14 protein-coding genes are annotated in these 15,791 nt (G+C 56.3%); all 14 read right to left on the bottom strand.

The genetic code is table 11. From position 1 onward, the window contains the following. Window positions 1–79: 79 nt before the first annotated feature. Complete coding sequence (locus ACYCUK_RS19925) at window positions 80–706, bottom strand: ANTAR domain-containing response regulator (protein WP_461596397.1); 627 nt, start codon at window positions 704–706, stop codon at window positions 80–82. Between the two features lie 2 nt (window positions 707–708). Next, window positions 709–1,863 carry a transporter substrate-binding domain-containing protein gene (locus tag ACYCUK_RS19920; protein ID WP_112487166.1) on the bottom strand — a complete coding sequence of 385 codons (1,155 nt, stop codon included), beginning with the start codon at window positions 1,861–1,863 and terminating at the stop codon, window positions 709–711. Between the two features lie 129 nt (window positions 1,864–1,992). Beyond that, window positions 1,993–3,612, bottom strand: coding sequence for a nitric oxide reductase activation protein NorD (locus tag ACYCUK_RS19915; protein WP_461596396.1), 1,620 nt, complete (start codon window positions 3,610–3,612; stop codon window positions 1,993–1,995). 367 nt (window positions 3,613–3,979) lie between these two features. Further along, window positions 3,980–4,849 (bottom strand): AAA family ATPase, encoded by an 870-nt coding sequence (locus ACYCUK_RS19910; RefSeq protein WP_461596395.1) that lies wholly within the window; start codon window positions 4,847–4,849, stop codon window positions 3,980–3,982. A gap of 38 nt (window positions 4,850–4,887) precedes the next feature. Continuing rightward, complete coding sequence (locus ACYCUK_RS19905) at window positions 4,888–5,925, bottom strand: aliphatic amidase (RefSeq protein ID WP_461596394.1); 1,038 nt, start codon at window positions 5,923–5,925, stop codon at window positions 4,888–4,890. Window positions 5,926–5,948: 23 nt separating this feature from the next. Then, a complete protein-coding gene (gene urtE, locus ACYCUK_RS19900) occupies window positions 5,949–6,638 on the bottom strand; it encodes an urea ABC transporter ATP-binding subunit UrtE (RefSeq protein ID WP_461596393.1) in 690 nt (229 codons plus the stop codon). Window positions 6,639–6,648: 10 nt separating this feature from the next. Further along, window positions 6,649–7,449: an urea ABC transporter ATP-binding protein UrtD gene (gene urtD, locus ACYCUK_RS19895; protein WP_461596392.1), complete on the bottom strand. Its 801-nt coding sequence runs from the start codon at window positions 7,447–7,449 to the stop codon at window positions 6,649–6,651. 12 nt (window positions 7,450–7,461) lie between these two features. Beyond that, the gene (gene urtC, locus ACYCUK_RS19890; protein ID WP_461596391.1) at window positions 7,462–8,493 is read right to left on the bottom strand and encodes an urea ABC transporter permease subunit UrtC; all 1,032 of its coding nucleotides are present in this window, start codon (window positions 8,491–8,493) and stop codon (window positions 7,462–7,464) included. A 2-nt stretch (window positions 8,494–8,495) separates the two neighbouring features. After that, complete coding sequence (urtB, locus tag ACYCUK_RS19885) at window positions 8,496–9,398, bottom strand: urea ABC transporter permease subunit UrtB (protein WP_461596390.1); 903 nt, start codon at window positions 9,396–9,398, stop codon at window positions 8,496–8,498. 93 nt (window positions 9,399–9,491) lie between these two features. After that, window positions 9,492–10,685 carry a transporter substrate-binding protein gene (locus ACYCUK_RS19880; RefSeq protein ID WP_461596389.1) on the bottom strand — a complete coding sequence of 398 codons (1,194 nt, stop codon included), beginning with the start codon at window positions 10,683–10,685 and terminating at the stop codon, window positions 9,492–9,494. Window positions 10,686–10,743: 58 nt separating this feature from the next. Continuing rightward, window positions 10,744–11,763: an alpha/beta fold hydrolase gene (locus ACYCUK_RS19875; RefSeq protein ID WP_461596388.1), complete on the bottom strand. Its 1,020-nt coding sequence runs from the start codon at window positions 11,761–11,763 to the stop codon at window positions 10,744–10,746. A 39-nt stretch (window positions 11,764–11,802) separates the two neighbouring features. After that, the gene (locus tag ACYCUK_RS19870) at window positions 11,803–13,155 is read right to left on the bottom strand and encodes a purine-cytosine permease family protein (protein WP_461596387.1); all 1,353 of its coding nucleotides are present in this window, start codon (window positions 13,153–13,155) and stop codon (window positions 11,803–11,805) included. Between the two features lie 928 nt (window positions 13,156–14,083). Further along, entirely contained in the window at window positions 14,084–15,490 is a 1,407-nt protein-coding gene (locus tag ACYCUK_RS19865; RefSeq protein ID WP_461596386.1) for a TraB/TrbI/VirB10 family type IV secretion system protein, read from the bottom strand. Window positions 15,491–15,499: 9 nt separating this feature from the next. Next, window positions 15,500–15,791 (bottom strand): TrbG/VirB9 family P-type conjugative transfer protein (locus ACYCUK_RS19860; protein WP_461596385.1); only part of this gene is annotated, 292 nt, incomplete at its 5' end.

The following is a 15,791-nucleotide window of genomic DNA, read 5'->3' as shown; positions in this document are numbered from 1 at the left end:
ACCGCCTCGGACGAGGGGTAGTAGGTCTTCAGGACGTGATGCTCGGGGGCTTGTTGTTCGGCCATGGTTGTCTCCAGATTCATTTTTCAAAAGATAGAATCCCGTCCGCGCTAATAATCGCGGCCGCGATGTCCTCCACTGTCGTGCGCTTGCTCATGGCCTGCCCGCGCATCAGCTTGTACGCATCCGCATCCGAGATGCCATGCATCCGCATCAGGATATTCTTCGCCTCAGTGATTCGCTGTACCCCGAGGAGCTTCTCTTCGACCTTTCTCAGCTTCTTTTGCTGTTCCTTCATGCGCACGTTCAGCTCGCGCGCAACGACCAGGGTGCTCAAAAGCCCGAAGGTTCGGATAGGCAATGGCAGGATCGCCTTCGCATTGGCCTTGATCACAGCCTCCACGATCGTCGGGTTCTCGAAATCGACGACAGCGATCAGCGTCGGCTCATCCTCCGTCTTGAGCCACTCGAAATTCACGTCCAGCGCATCGGGTCTGATCGCCAGAAAGACCACTTCCGTACGCTCGGGCAAAACCGGCAGCGGGGGCCAGAATGCCTGGACCTGGCATCCAATGCGTTGCAACTGCTGAATCAACTGCAAGCCATCCTGATTGTCCGGATGGAACACCAGAACCTTGATATCCCGGAGATCTTTCAATGGCGCTTGCGCGTCGAGAACTCTGGATCGCCTCCTGACTCGCTCCACCTTCAGATCTCCAGATTGTCAATCCTCGCCGCCCAGTCGCCCAAGGAGTGAGTCACCAAATAGGGATCCGGGTGCACGGCACGACGCGCCTCGCGAACAATCGTGAATTGCCCCTTCGAGTTCGCGATGCCGATTCGCGGGTAAAGGCAAGTATGGTGATTGCTCGGCTCGATTCGTATCCGGCCCTGCGGCGCCTCGAACTCGCTTCCCAGCACGAAGGGCAGGATCGCGGCAATTTCGTCACTACCCGATTTTCTCATTGCGTTGGCGAAGATGTGTACCTGGAAAAACGACGCTTCCCAACACATATTTGGGACGCAGAGATCCCCGAAGCCTGCGTTGTATCTCGCCAAGCAACTTCGATTTGCCTCGGACTCGATGCTCTGAAAATAGGGGGCAGACGTAAAATGCCCCGCAGCAATATTGGCCCCCATCTGCGAGATCTCCGCCTCCGAGGTCGTGAGACTGGCTATCGGCATTTGCTTGGGGCTGAGACCGGCCTCCGCATAGGCGCGATACAACAGAGTGGTGGAATCACCAACCACCGTCGAGAAAATAAAATCCGGCTTCTTTGCCTGGACGTCACGGATCACGTTCTGGAAGTGCTTGAAATCTGCCGTCAGCGGAACGTATACCTCGGCCAATTTCTTGCTGTCGGGGTGCTGCTGGACCAACTCACCCATGATCCGATTGGATTCGTAGGGATAGATGTAATCGGAACCCACCAGATAAACCCTGGCGCCGAAATTGGAAACCATAAACTCAGCCAGTTGCACGCTGTTCTGGTTCGGCGCAGCGCCCGTATAGATAACGTTGTTCGAAAACTCGAAGCCCTCGTAGAGGGTTGGGTAGAACAACAGTTTGTTCCATTTCTCGATGATTGGGATGACCGCCTTCCGACTACTGGACATGTAGCAGCCGAAGATGACGTTAACCTTGTCCCTCGTGATCAATCGCTCTGCCAGCCGCGCGTACATCGCGGGATCCGACTGAGCGTCGTAGCGCACTGGGAGGAGTTCACGACCATCGATCCCCCCCTGCTTGTTGATATCGTCGACGGCCAGCAGCGCCCCCTGGAGCTGCGAGCGTCCGATCGTTGAGGTAGCTCCGCTATCAGAGAAAAGAAGGCCAATTTTTACAGGATCTTTGTTTGACACGATTGGGGAATAAAAAAGCTAAGAATTCAACTGAAATTACAGGCTGTAAGTGACGTCGCCCAAAACGGCGATAGTTCTACTTGTCGCTCTTCTCGGGCCCACGGCATCGCTTTTGGCTCGAAGCACCTGCTAGCGCCAGGATAGCCGGGCATAGATTTCGACGACGTCGGTCAGCAACGACATGGCCGTGCGCAAGATCCGGTAGTTCCCGTAACCGAAAATCGTCTCGACATAGGACTCGGCCTGTGGATCGACCACCACGGCGTACACGTTAATCCCCGATTTTCGGGCCTGTTGCACTGCCGCGCGCGCATCAAACACTAAGTATTTCTCATCAAAGATGTCGACATCGGATGGCGCTCCGTCCGTTACGACCAGAATCGCCCGAGAATCCGCGGTTTCCTCCGCGAGACAGGCAGTCGCATGGCGAACCGCCGCGCCGATGCGGGTAGAGTACCTTCCAGCCACGAATCCAACGCGCGCGATCGCCTCCCCGTCCAATGGCACTCCGAAATCCAGCAGCTTGTAATAATTGACCTCGGCCCGGGTATTGGAACAAAAGCCATGGATGGCGACGCGGTCGCCAACTTCAAGAAGGGTGCGCGCAAAAAACAATGCTGCCCGCTTTTCCATCTCGAGGATTGACTCTTGCCCTTGGGCAATAACATCATTGGTCGATTGCGAAGTGTCCATCAGCATCAAAACACTCGATGATTTTTCAGATCGCGGGTGACCAATGAACAGCCGGGGATCTGGTGTCTCGCCCTTGCGCCTGTCAATCATCACCTCAACAGCAGCGTTCAGATCAAGCTCATCGCCTTCCCATTGGCGTCGCAAGCGCCTTTCCCTACTCAGACGACGGACCCGATTCAGGGGAATCGACGGCAGCCCGGCCATCAACGCCTGAGCACCGCCAGCTATGGTCCTCACGGCCGGCTGCCGGCGAAGTTTGTCAATGACCGTACACCAGTTCTGGCGATGAATGCCGATACGGTAATCCCATTCGGCATGGGTAGTGCGTGCAAGTTCCAGGTCTTCATCATCCTGCTCGCCGCCGCCTTCATTGCTGAACGCGTCTCCCCCCATTCCGTCGCTTCCCTCCCGCTCCATCGGGACGTGCAGATCCATGGCTTCGGGCGGGGGAATGTTCGGACTTTCGAAGTCCCATAGATAGGAGTTGTCATCCCTGTAGGGCGGCGACACCACGTATTGCTGGGGATTGAACCGGACCCGCAGCTGGCCAAGATCATTGGCCAGCACCGAGGCGATGCGGCGAAATTCGTCGTAGTTCTCCAGATCATGCGCAGCCGCGCCGAACAAGGCGCGTGCCTTGTTCACCCATGCGTCTCCATCCTCGTAGCTTCCATCAATCAGGGCGAGGTTCATCCTGGAAATCATTCCCGAAAAACTCATCGCGTAACGATCAGGGGTCTCGACATAGTCTCGGATAAATTTGGTGAACCAAGCTCTCACACCAGGATATTCCCGCATCAGGAGGTGCTCGACGCGTGCGTCTTCGATTGCCGAGACCACTGCGACGCCCATGGGCTTCAGGGCTGCTGCCGGACGATGCGCCTGCGAATAGCGCAAATGCGCGGCCGCATGCGCCACCGCTGCGCGGTAAAGCCGGTAGCAAGCGCCGCTGTCACCACAACCCGGTTGATCCTGGAGCAAAAAATGGGCGGGTGTCAGAACAGGCCGGGCCGACAAGTCTGCCGCCTGCTCTTTGGCGAGCAGTTGAACCGACAAGCTGTTTCCCGAAAGGCCTGTGAGCAGCAGAGTCAATGAGCGCAGCGATGTAGCGAGCTCAAAGCTCCCAACCAATGGAGCCACGTGGTGCACGATGCTTTAGGCCTTGGGCCCCCTTGACTGCGGCACGGGCGCCGCGATGCCCCTCCTGGCTGTTGGCGGCATTTCACGGCTCGCCTGCGCGCAGGACGATGGCCACGGCATGGTGTGCGAATCCGGCATTGCATCGCGGTGCAACAACAAGAAACTGCCCTGTTCCCCACGAACGATGCGGCTTGCACGCCCGAATGACCCTGCGCGCTCCAGCGTACACGCTGGGGCGCCGGCCCAATCTGTGTGCCTGATTCGAGCTGTCGCCATGATCTGCTCAGGCCTGCACGCCGACGCAGCAGCCCTGCTCCACAACGGAATCATCGAAATAGGCCGCGATGAACCCATGCAGTGCCAAGGCCATCTGCGGGTCGTCGGTTAGGGCATGGGTCATCGTCATCGCGCAGCTATCCGCCGGCGAAATACCGGAAGCAATCAGCATCCCGGCATATATCAGCATGCGGGTTGAAATCCCCTCGTCCAGACCCTGGTTCTTCAAGGTCCTCGATCGGCTCGCTACGCCAACCAGGCAGACGGCCGTCTCCAGGCAAACTCCCGCCTCTCGCGCCACGATTTGCGCCTCCACCGCCGCCTCCGGATAGTGAAATTCGAGGGCCGCAAAGCGTTGGCGGGTCGATGCCTTCATGTCCTTGCTGCGGCTCTGGTAGCCCGGGTTGTACGAAACTACCAGTTGAAAATCCGGGTGTGCATGCACCACCTCCCCTTTCTTATCGAGGGGAAGTATGCGCCTCGAATCGGTCAGGGGGTGGATGATCACGGTGGTGTCCTGTCGCGCCTCCACGACCTCGTCGAGGTAACAGATCGCCCCGTGACGAACCGCGAGCGTGAGCGGCCCGTCATGCCACGCCGTGCCACTGGCGTCCAGCAGGTATCTGCCGACCAGATCGGAGGCGGTCATGTCCTCATTACAGGCAATGGTGATGAGTGGCTTGTTCAGGCGCCATGCCATGTACTCGATAAAGCGCGTCTTGCCACATCCCGTCGGACCCTTGAGGACCAGCGGCAAACGATGTACATACGCATGTTCATACAGCGAAACCTCGTTGCGCGCGGGCCGATAAAAAGGCTCCTCGCGAACCAGGTAACTGTCAAGGGAAAAGGACACGTCCGACCTCTTTCGGTTCATGGGCTGGCAGGCACCAAGCCTGCCAGCTGAGGACACAATCAGCGATGCGCGCTGGCCTCGTTCGGGATGCCATCCATCGGGCACTCCTCCGTCCCCACGGTCGTGCGCGTGAATGACTCAACCATCTTGCGCGTGCCCTCGGGGTCGTTCACCCACTTCCCGTAAAACTCGAAGGGACACGCCGCCACGCCGTTTGCGCCCTCGCCGGAGTTGATCAGCCCCGTGTAGCCACGGTGAACCAGCTTGAACAGGTGGTTTTGCGACTGCATGTTCTTGCGAGCATCGCGGATCAGCCCGATCGACAACTCCGCATACTGGATGCCCATGTCCTCTTCACCGCATTCCCCAAGGGTGCGTCCGTCGAAGCCGATGATCGCCGAATGGCCGAAGTAGGAATACACGCCGTCAAAACCCGAGGCGTTGGCCACGGCGACATACACGTTGTTCATGAAGGCCATCGCCTTGGAGACCATGACCTGCTGGTCCTTGGCCGGGTACATGTACCCCTGCGAGCGCACGACGAGCTCCGCGCCTCGCATCGCGCAGTCGCGCCAGATCTCCGGGTAATTGCCGTCGTCGCAGATGATCAGGCTGACCTTCAGGCCCTTGGGTCCATCGCAAACATAGGTGCAGTTGCCGGGATACCAACCCTCGATCGGCGTCCACGGCATGATTTTGCGGTACTTCTGCACGATCTCACCCTTGTCATTCATCAGGATCAGGGTGTTGTAGGGCGCCTTGTTCGGGTGGTCTTCGTGCCGTTCGCCGGTCAACGAGAACACGCCCCACACCTTTGCACGCCGACAGGCCTCGGCAAAAATCTCGGTTTCCTCGCCGGGCACGGTTGACGCGGTTTCATACATTTCCCCGGCGTCGTACATGATGCCGTGCGTCGAATACTCCGGAAATACGACCAGATCCATGCCCGGCAAACCGGATTTCATGCCGACCACCATCTCGCCGATCTTGCGTGCATTCGCCAGCACCTCCGCGCGGGTATGAAGTCGCGGCATCTTGTAATTGACAACCGCGACACCAACACAATCCTTGCTGCTAGAAATATCTCCATGTCTCATTTTTCACTCCTAGTTGAATGACACTACACCGTCAGAAAAGATTTCACTCTTTGAATATCGAGGCTTTCTTTCGCCTCCTCGTGCACGATCCTGCCTCGATCCAGAACGATGAACTGATCTGCCACCTCCATCGCAAAACTCAGAACCTGCTCCGAAACCAAGATCGAAAAACCGAGTTCCCGCTTCAAGTCATTGAGTGTTCTCGCGATCTCCTTGATGATCGAGGGCTGAATGCCCTCCGTGGGCTCGTCGAGAATGAGAACCTTGGGGTCGGTCACCAGCGCGCGCGCGATCGCCAGCATCTGTTGCTGCCCGCCGGAAAGATTTCCGCCCCGGCGCCCCTTCATCTCCTGCAGGACCGGGAAGAACCTGTAGATGTACGAGGGGATCGATTTTGAACGCGAATATTCGAGGCCGGTCATGATGTTTTCCTGGACGTTCAGCATCGGGAAAATCATTCGCCCCTGCGGCACGAAGGCCACCCCCGCCTTGACGCGTGCATAACTCGCAAGCCGCGTCAGGTCGACCCCGCCCAGTCGGATCGAGCCGCTGCGCGCCGGAAGCATCCCGATCAGCGCCTTCAGTAACGTGGTCTTGCCCATTCCGTTGCGCCCCATGACGGCAAGCGCGCCTTTCTCCGGCAACGAAAGCGATACGTTCCGAATGATGTGTGACTCACCGTAATAGACATCAAGCCCAGATACTTCAAACATGTAGCGCCTCTCAATGACCCAGGTAAACGTCGATCACACGTGGATCCGCCTGGACTTCGTCGGCTGTGCCCTCGACCAACAAACGCCCTTGATGGAGCACGGTGACGGTGTGCGCGATACTTCTCACAAAATCCATGTCATGTTCGATGACCACGACCGAGCGGCCCACGGAAAGCACTTTGAGCAACTCCGCGGTCTGCTCGCGCTCCCTTGGACTCATGCCAGCTACTGGTTCATCGAGTAGTAAGAGCTTGGGAGCCTGCATCAACAACATTCCGATTTCCAGCCACTGTTTCTGCCCGTGGCTAAGATGTCCCGCCCGCCGATCCAGCAGATCGTCGAGAAACACAATCCGTGCCATGTCGCGAATCTCTTCCTTCACGACCTTGGTACGGCGGAAGAACAGCGAAGCAAGCGCGCCTCGGCCGCGTGGAATCGAAATTTCTAGATTTTCGGCGACGCTCAGGTCTTCATACACCGAGGGATTCTGGAACTTCCGCCCGACCCCGGCCCTCACGATATTGAAGTCAGACAGACTGGTCAGATTCAGGTCATTCAGGAAAATCTGCCCTGCCATCGGCCTGGTTTTGCCACAGATCATGTCGAGCAGCGTTGTCTTGCCTGCGCCATTCGGCCCGATGATCACTCTGAGTTCATCTTGTGCGATGTGGAGCGAAAGATCGTCGACCGCTTTGAATCCGTCGAAGGAAACACTCAGATTCCTGATCGACAACTCACAATGGCCGCGACGCGCCGCTGGGGCGTTAGCCCCATCGAAAATGACCCCCTGCTGTCCCTGCATCAGTTCCATCAACACCCCCTTCTATTCGCGGCTCAGCGCGAAGCGATCTAAAAGCCCCATCAGGCCGTTCGGCATGGCCGTCACGACAAGAATGAAAAGCGCGCCCAGGAAAAAAAGCCAGATATGCGGGAAATTATTGGAGAGGTAGAACTGAAGAAAGCCAACAACAAGAGCTCCAAGAACAGCTCCTGGCACGGATAGTCGCCCGCCCACCGCCGCATAAACCACCATCTCGATTGAGCTGGTCACGCCGACCACTGTTGGCGAAATCAGACCGGCTTGTATCGTGAAGAAGGCCCCTCCAATCGAGGCGAACAGCGCGCCCAGCATGAAAATGAACGCCTTGATGGCTGCGGTGTTGTAACCGCTGAAGCGAACCCTGTCCTCCCGATCGCGAATTGCAATCACTACGTTTCCCAGCCGACTGCGGATCACCGCAGTGCACCCCATCGCCACGAACAGCAGCAACACAATCTCGGTGTAATAGATTGCGTACGTTGATGCGTGACTGTAAATGTCATATCCCAGGAACGTTGTGAAATTCGTGATACCGTTTTCGCCCCCGGTGTAGCTCTGCTGCCCTACCAGCAAAACCGTAAAAGTAAGCGCCAGGGCAAGAGTAACGATGGCAAAGTAGACACCGCTGACCCTTTTCTTGAAAACAAGATAGGAAAAGACAAAGGCCATTGTGGCGGGAATCAAAACGATAGCCGCGAGCGTGATGTAAATATTCGAGAACGGCACCCACCACGCAGGCATCACCTTGATTCCGCTCCATATCATGAAGTCAGGCAGATTCGAACCTGACGCCTCGATCTTGAGAAACATCGCGAGTGCGTATCCGCCAAGACCGAAGAAAATCCCCTGGCCCAGACTCAGAATCCCGCCGTAGCCCCATGTGAGTACGATCCCGATGGCCACGAATGCAAAGGAAAGGTATTTGCCAGCGAGGTTCAGATAAAAGCCACCGAGCAGTAATGGAAACGCTACGAGCAGCACCAGCGCCAAGGTCGCAAGAGCGCCTAGCTCCATGTATTCGCGCTTTATCTTCATAGTCAGCTACGCACTCTGGTAGTAAACAGCCCGGAGGGCTTGAAATACAGGACGACGATCACTATCGCCAGCATGGTCATCTTCGCCATGGAACCGCTCATGAAATATTCCAGCCAAGACTGCGACTGAGCGATGCTGAATGCTGAAAGAACTGTCCCCATCAGGCTCTGCACGCCCCCGAACACGACCACGATAAACGCGTTGACGATGTACAGTTGGCCGGTGCCCGGGTTTGTGGAACCGATCATCGTGAACACGCAACCGGCAATGCCAGCTAACCCTGAGCCCAGCGCGAAGGTCAATGCGTCCACCTTCCGTGTGTTGATCCCTACCGCGGCGCTCATCGCACGATTCTGGGTCACGGCGCGGATCCTCAACCCGGACCGCGTCCTGTTCAGCAACACGTAAACACCCAGAGTCACGCCGGCAGCCAGTGCGATGATGAACACGCGGTTCAGTGGAATCTGGATCGTCGAACTCAGATTCCACGGGCCATTGAGCCAACTCGGAAGCGGAACGCTCACCTCTCCCGACCCGAAGATCGTTCGGTAGGCCTGCTGCAAGATCAGGCTCAGGCCCCAGGTTGCAAGCAGCGTGTCCAGCGGTCTGCGATAAAACCACTGGACAAATAATCGTTCAAGCGCATAGCCCAATGCAAAGGACGCAAGAAAAGCGACAGGGATGGCGACCAAGATATATATACCCATGAGACTTGGAGCATATTTCTCGAAACCGCTTGCTGTCAGGTAGGTCATGTAAGCGCCAAGCGTCATCAATTCTCCATGCGCCATATTGATGACGCCCATCAAACCGAAAATAATGGCAAGACCCAGGGCCATGAGCAACAAAACCGAAAACAGGCTAAGTCCATCAAAGGCCTGCATCACTGCTATGCTGAAATTCATCTTCGGGCTTTCGGTAGATCTGCACGGAGAAAAGCGAACGAGCGCTATGCCTGCTTCGCGCGGGGCCAGCGTGGGGCACTCGTTCGCACCGGATTACATCTTGATGAAGGGCTCCGGTTCGACAAGACCAGGACTCTGCCAGACGATGTCAAACTGCCCATCGGGCCGCGCCCTGCCGATACGCACTTTTTTCCAGACGTAATTGTTTTTCTCGTCCACCTTGACCTCGCCCTCAGGTGCCTCGAGAATAAGCCCGCGCGACGCTGCAATCACCTTCTGCGGATCGAAGGATTTCGCCTTTTCCACTCCTTTTTTCCACAGGTAGACGCTGTTGTAGGCGCATTCCATCGGGTCGCCAATTACTCGCTTCTGGCCATACTTCGCCTTGAACGCCTTGACGAAGGCCTGGTTAGCCACTCCCGGAATGCTTTCGAAATACCCCATACAGGCGTAATATCCGACCGCATTTTGTGCGCCGATGCCTTCGATTTCATTTTCGGACACCACGGTGGATAACAGCACCTGTTTCATGCCGTCGAGTCCCGAGGCCCGCAACTGCTTAAAAAAGGCAACGTTCGAGCCCCCAACGACGGTGCTGTAGATGCAATCGGGCTTCGCAGCTTTGATTTTGTTGATGATGGCCGAGAAATCGGTTTGCCCGAGCGGTGCATATTCTTCACCGACCAGGCGTCCCTTGACCTTTGGCAGCGTAGCCTTAGCGATCAAATTGCACGTACGTGGATAAACGTAATCCGAGCCGACCAGGAAGAAGGTTTTACCTTTTTCCTTGGCGAGCCAATCAATGGCCTGTACCACGGATTGATTTGCCGATTGCGAGGTGTAGATCACGTTTGGATCTTCCTCTTCACCCTCAAAATAGGTCGGGTAATACAGAAGGCCCTTTTTGCGATTCAGCACGGGTTCTACAGCCTTGCGCGAGGCGGACGTGTAGCAACCGATGATGGCCGGCACTTTATACTCGTTCAGCAACAGCGCTGCTTTCTCCGCAAATACCGATGGCTGACTTGCTCCATCCTGGATGATGGCCTGGATCGGCCGGCCCATGACGCCCCCGGAGGCGTTGATCTGGTCGATCGCAAGCTTCTCGGCATCGACCATCGCAGCCTCGGCGATGGCGATGGTCCCAGTAAGAGAGTGCAATAAGCCAAGCTTCACCGGTTCCGCAGCAAAGGCGCTGCTTGCCAGTAGGGATGAAGACGCGGTGATCCCAGCCACAGCCGTTGCGCCCCCCAGACTCATGAACTGGCGCCTTGATAATTTCCCCATCATTTATCTCCTCAGTGGTTAACAAAAAAAAGGCAAAAATAGATGAGCGGCAGGGCACTCAAATTTGCATGGCCAACAGCTCTTTGAGCTGGTTGTCGATATATTTCGTGTCGGTTGGATTTGCGCCTCCTCCTGCGAAATGTCCCCACACTCCCGGGATCGGACGGCATACAGCGCTTGGCATTTGAGCGACTTCGCGTTTATTGTCTTCAACAGGAAAATAAAGATCCATTTCACCTGGCATTACGACCGCCTTGGCAGTGATTGCAGCTAAGGCCTTTGCGAAGTCTCCGTTGTAAATCTCATTCGCACTAATATCCCCGGTTTGCCATGTCCAAAGCATTGCGAGAAGGTTGTTAGCGTCCTTTGGTAGAAAAAATCCCTCCCAAAAAGCAATCAAAAAATCTTCGAGAGACGAGTACCCCATGCTCCGCCACAACTCTTGCATATAAAAGGGCTGCGAAAGACCCCACCCCGCGTAAACGCGACCCACGCCGCGCAGACCTTTAGTAGGAGGCGTGTCATACCACCCGTTCTTCCAAGCCTCATCGTTCGTTAGCGCTGCTTTGACCCCTTCTAGAAACACGAAATTGTGGGGTGCCGTCTTTGCCGAACCGCAGAACGGCGCAATTCGCTCGACCATGTTGGGGTAAAGGCTTCCCCACTGGAAAGTCTGCTGCGCACCCATAGACCAACCGACTACCAGCTTGATCTTTTGGATGCCAAATTTCTCCGTGACTAGCCGATGCTGCAGTTTGACGTTATCGTAGAGAGTTGTCCTCGGAAAACGTGCCTTGTCATATGGCGCCGGCGTGTTGCTAGGCGATGATGACAACCCATTACCAAGCATGTTAGGAACGATGATGAAATATTTGGCGGGATCTAAGGCCATCCCATTTCCGATCAGCCATTCATTGTCGTAGTGCTGCCCCGAATACCAAGTCGGGTAGACAATAACGTTGCTCGCATCGCTGTTTAAAGCACCGTAGGTCTTATAAGCGAGCTTACAATCGCGCAGTGTTGCGCCCCCTTGCAGGGCAACGTTGCCAGCCTCAAAAACTTCATAGTGCATATCCATTAATCACTCCTGATATCAGCTCAACTCGATTGCGATAAATTAAATATTGTCACTCGCCAAGCGCGCCTCACCCTCAAACGCCATAATTGCCCAGTAACTAGCCCCACCTACGACGGCGGACGAGATTGCGGTGGACAATTGCGGCATGTATTTCTCAATGATGAAGGCGACGACGGAGCCGATCACCCATGCTGCAAACGCCTTCCATCTCCACGCTTGCTCGACCCTTTTGCTATCTTTGATGAAGTACTGGTCAATCAAAATGATCGCGCCAATTGGTGGAACCAAGATTCCTAGCAAAGATAGCCACTGGATGAAGAATGCCCATACGTTGCCCGCCGCGACAGCGATCCCAATTGCACCGAGGACTAGTGCGACAATGCGCATGCGGCTATGAAGAATCCGGGACCATCCGATCGCTGAGTTGTACAAGCAATGGGAACATACCGAGCCTAGGTTGATATACAAAAAGGCGACGGCGAGAATGCTGAGCCAGCCAATTTTCTGGGCTATTGCATAGCCGAACATATTGTCCATGCCGAATGGATTTGCATTCGGAACCGCCAACGCGGCCGTAAAGATACCGCCGATAAGCATGGCTATTAAGTTAGCGAAGGGAAACGCGCTGAACGTTGCCATTAACGATTCGTTTTTCGTTCGCGCCCACCGACTGAAATCTCCGCTGACCGTGCCCGCATCCGCAAAAAGGGCGATGACCATGGTCAGACCCGCGCCTAACGACATGCTCGCGACCCCGTTGTTTCCCGCGTAATTAAAGATTGCGCTCCATGTCGTGCTGCTGCTTGATTCAGAGATCACCCAGAACCCCAAGCCCAAGAAAAGCGGGACTGAGGCCATTCCAATGTAGTGAAGGCCACGCACGCCGACAAAAGTGATTCCGATGTAAATGACGCCAGCGAGGATCGTCATTAGCACATAGTTCATCGAAAATGCACTACTGACGAGATTGCCAGTGATCCCGGTCTGGACTGCATACCAACCCAGCAAAAGAGTTGACAACAGTCCCGACGCTATCGCGTAACCCTTTTTGCCGAAGACGGAACTCGCCATTAAGGCAAAGTTGAGGCCCGTTTTTGTTGCCAGGACGCCGAGAGCCCCGACATAGGCAAACATGAGGAGATTGCCTATCACCATCGCGGCGATTGCGCGCTGAAAGCCCATACCGAGAACCAGCAAGGATCCTGTCATTGCCCCGGTAATGATCATTGGAAATCCAATCCAGACCATGGTGATCGAGAATAAACTTCGGCGCGCTTGGTTTGGCACAGGCTTGTGCTCATATTCATCGCCAAGGATGTGGTCTATTTCCTCTGCCTCGTGCATCAATTCGCCTTCCAGCTTTCCAATTGATGACTGTGTTGATTTTTGCATCGAACATCCTTCATTAACGTCACTTATCCCGCCAAGCAGGGTAAGATTCGCGCAAAAAAAAAAAGCCAAACACGACTATGTCGCGTTTGGCTTTTTTGCCTTTTGGCTTGATCGGCAATGTTGGCGATCAGCCCTTGAAGCTTTATAAAAACTAATTAACTATTGATCTAGAGAATTCTGCTCCACCTACCCAATGACACTCCACTTATGTGCATTAAGTGAGATCTGTCGGATCCGGTCCTTGATTCAAAGCAACATCCATGCCAGACCTGTAAAAATTCATAAAGATGTGGGCATTTTTACGCCTTTCTCACTCTCAGCTATCTCGATCGGCTCAATCTGAAATGTCCTTGTGCCAGCGCTCAGTTGCTCTGGATCTCCATTTGGAGTTGACTTTCTGGTGCGTAAAATGCACTAAATTACTCCGGCGCCCCATCTTTAAGCATCTCCCTCCTTTGCGTGATCATGGGCCAATGTTTCACTCACTGAGTTGATGCGCACCGCTCAATTGTGCGTTGCTGCTTCGCTCGAATCGCAAAAAAAAGGCCAAATTCGAGACTCTCGAACTTGGCCTTTTTGCCCGTGAGCACAGACGACTTTGTTGGCGCCCGCTCTAATTTGATTGCTGTATGCGAGCATATGCGCGGCGAGAGCCCTCGCCATTAGTACTTTCCCGAATTCTCGTCGGAGTCTGGATACCCCCGCACGAGGGCGGCATGGACGTGTGCTACGCAGGACAGGCCTCTTTACGCGAATCGACGAGGCGCCTGTGCGGGGCAGCTAGTGGATGCTCTTCGCGGACTGCACCACGAAACGTTGCAATTCCTGAAGCCGCGATCTATTGCATCACATAGGCAGAGCCAGAGCTCCCTCTTCCTTTCATATCCGTCGCCTGAAGGCCGACCCACCTTCGCACCTCATGGTCTTGTCACCGCCCCGGATACGGTGGCAGGATCATCGTGCGGTTCACCAGCACGTTGAAGGCGTAGCCCGGCCGGATCGTTAGCGTCGGCTGGATGCTCAGGTTCTTGTTGAGCAGGCTGGTACCAACATTGTCCATCTGCTGGGCCAGGGTTGAGGCCGCCTGCTGGCTCGCCGATGGCGTGTTGAGTGCCCCGGAATTCTGCGGCTGGCTCAGCTGCGCGCCCACGCCAAGCAGGCTCATCAGGACGGCGCTCCCGAAGATGCGCATGGTGTGGTTGTCCACCTGGTCGTGGAATCCGGCCTGGCCCTCCCCGTCCGTGCCGCTCATTCCCTTCAGATCCATCATGGCGCCGTTGGGAAAGATCAACCGATTCCAGGCCACCAGCACACGGCTCTGGCCATAGGCCACGTCGCTGCTGTACTCGCCGATGATGCGAGTGCCCTGGGGAATGAGCACCACGTCCGGATTGAGGCTGTCATAGACCGTCTGCCGCACTTGCGCCGTGATCGTACCCGGCAGATCGCTGTCGATGCCAGTCAGCATGACTGCAGGGATGACAGCGCCGGCAAACAATTCATGATTGCTGATCGGCGGTTGCGCCGCCGCGTCGAGGTAGCCGTTCGACGTCTTGTGCTCCTGGCTGGCCAGGAACGCCTGGTTCTGGGCTTGCGGGCTCTGGACGTCTCCCGCCAGGCCCGACGTGCCCTGAAGTGCTGCCAGAGCTTTCTGGAGGCTCGGATCAGCGGCGCCCTGAGGCGTTGCGGCCAGGGCAGTGAGTTTGCGCAGTTCGTCGGCTCGAGATGGTGCCGCGGCCCGGGACTGGATGCTGCCCATCATTCCCATGTCCCCCGCGCTGGTCTTGGCCAGGTGTGCACTCTGGTCCGCCAATACGGCGCCTTCCAGATCCTTGTAGTGCTGCTCGATCAGCCAACGGCGGTACTTCTGAGCCGGCGTGAGTTGTGGCGGCTCGCCGCTGGCATGCAATGCCGCGCCGGGGTTGTTCGGGTCGTTCAAATGCGCGCCCGGGCTGCTGGTTGCGCCGACGGGCGCAGATGCTGCCTTGCCGGTGGGATTGGATGCCGCCGCCACAGGCACGCCCAAATGCTGCTGAGCCGCGCGCTGCATGGCAGCCACGTCAGGCGATGTCTGTCCAACCATGGCGGTCGTCCCGGAACTCTCAGCAGGCTGGCTCTTGTTCCCAGCCGTCAGAATGCCGATCACCATCCCACCGACGACGACGCTGCCACCAATGAAGGCGATTTTCTTGAAATTCTTGCTCAGGCGCGCTCCGCCTTCGCGTGGCGTGCCCTTGATGCTCAGGACTCCCTTCTTGGGCGCCGCGGTGCCGTTGAGGTCCTGGCTGAGCAGACTCTCGTCCAGGGGCTTGTCGTCTTGGATGGCTTCAGTCATGACGCACCCTCACCGCCCAGAGAACCAGCCGCCACCACCTGCCTGGCCATGCCGGCAGGTCACGCTGCGGGCAGCCTTGCCGACGCCGACAACCAGTTCGAACGTCTGCGGCAGGCCATCGATGATGTAGTAACCATGCACCAGGCGACTGTTCATCAGCTCAGTCTGGCCGTTGGTGACGTTGAACACGGCTGGCGCGTCGGTGTATTTCATGTCGGGCGCCATCTGCAGATAGGTGTGTACGCCCCCTGCGAAGATGCGCAGGGGTTTCAGATCGGCGTTCTCAAGATCGGCATGGCCG

This window comes from Thiomonas sp. (genome assembly GCF_054608695.1).
Note: the sequence above shows the minus strand (reverse complement) of the source record. Positions and strands in the feature narration are given on the sequence as shown.

What these genes read in the sequence shown, in the direction of transcription:
- urtC (WP_461596391.1), bottom strand. Translation starts at nt 8,493, where the DNA reads ATGAAGATAAAGCGCGAATACATGGAGCTAGGCGCTCTTGCGACCTTG.
- ACYCUK_RS19870 (WP_461596387.1), bottom strand. Translation starts at nt 13,155, where the DNA reads ATGCAAAAATCAACACAGTCATCAATTGGAAAGCTGGAAGGCGAATTG.
- ACYCUK_RS19875 (WP_461596388.1), bottom strand. Translation starts at nt 11,763, where the DNA reads ATGGATATGCACTATGAAGTTTTTGAGGCTGGCAACGTTGCCCTGCAA.
- ACYCUK_RS19865 (WP_461596386.1), bottom strand. Translation starts at nt 15,490, where the DNA reads ATGACTGAAGCCATCCAAGACGACAAGCCCCTGGACGAGAGTCTGCTC.
- ACYCUK_RS19905 (WP_461596394.1), bottom strand. Translation starts at nt 5,925, where the DNA reads ATGAGACATGGAGATATTTCTAGCAGCAAGGATTGTGTTGGTGTCGCG.
- urtE (WP_461596393.1), bottom strand. Translation starts at nt 6,638, where the DNA reads ATGTTTGAAGTATCTGGGCTTGATGTCTATTACGGTGAGTCACACATC.
- urtB (WP_461596390.1), bottom strand. Translation starts at nt 9,398, where the DNA reads ATGAATTTCAGCATAGCAGTGATGCAGGCCTTTGATGGACTTAGCCTG.
- ACYCUK_RS19880 (WP_461596389.1), bottom strand. Translation starts at nt 10,685, where the DNA reads ATGGGGAAATTATCAAGGCGCCAGTTCATGAGTCTGGGGGGCGCAACG.
- ACYCUK_RS19910 (WP_461596395.1), bottom strand. Translation starts at nt 4,849, where the DNA reads ATGAACCGAAAGAGGTCGGACGTGTCCTTTTCCCTTGACAGTTACCTG.
- urtD (WP_461596392.1), bottom strand. Translation starts at nt 7,449, where the DNA reads ATGGAACTGATGCAGGGACAGCAGGGGGTCATTTTCGATGGGGCTAAC.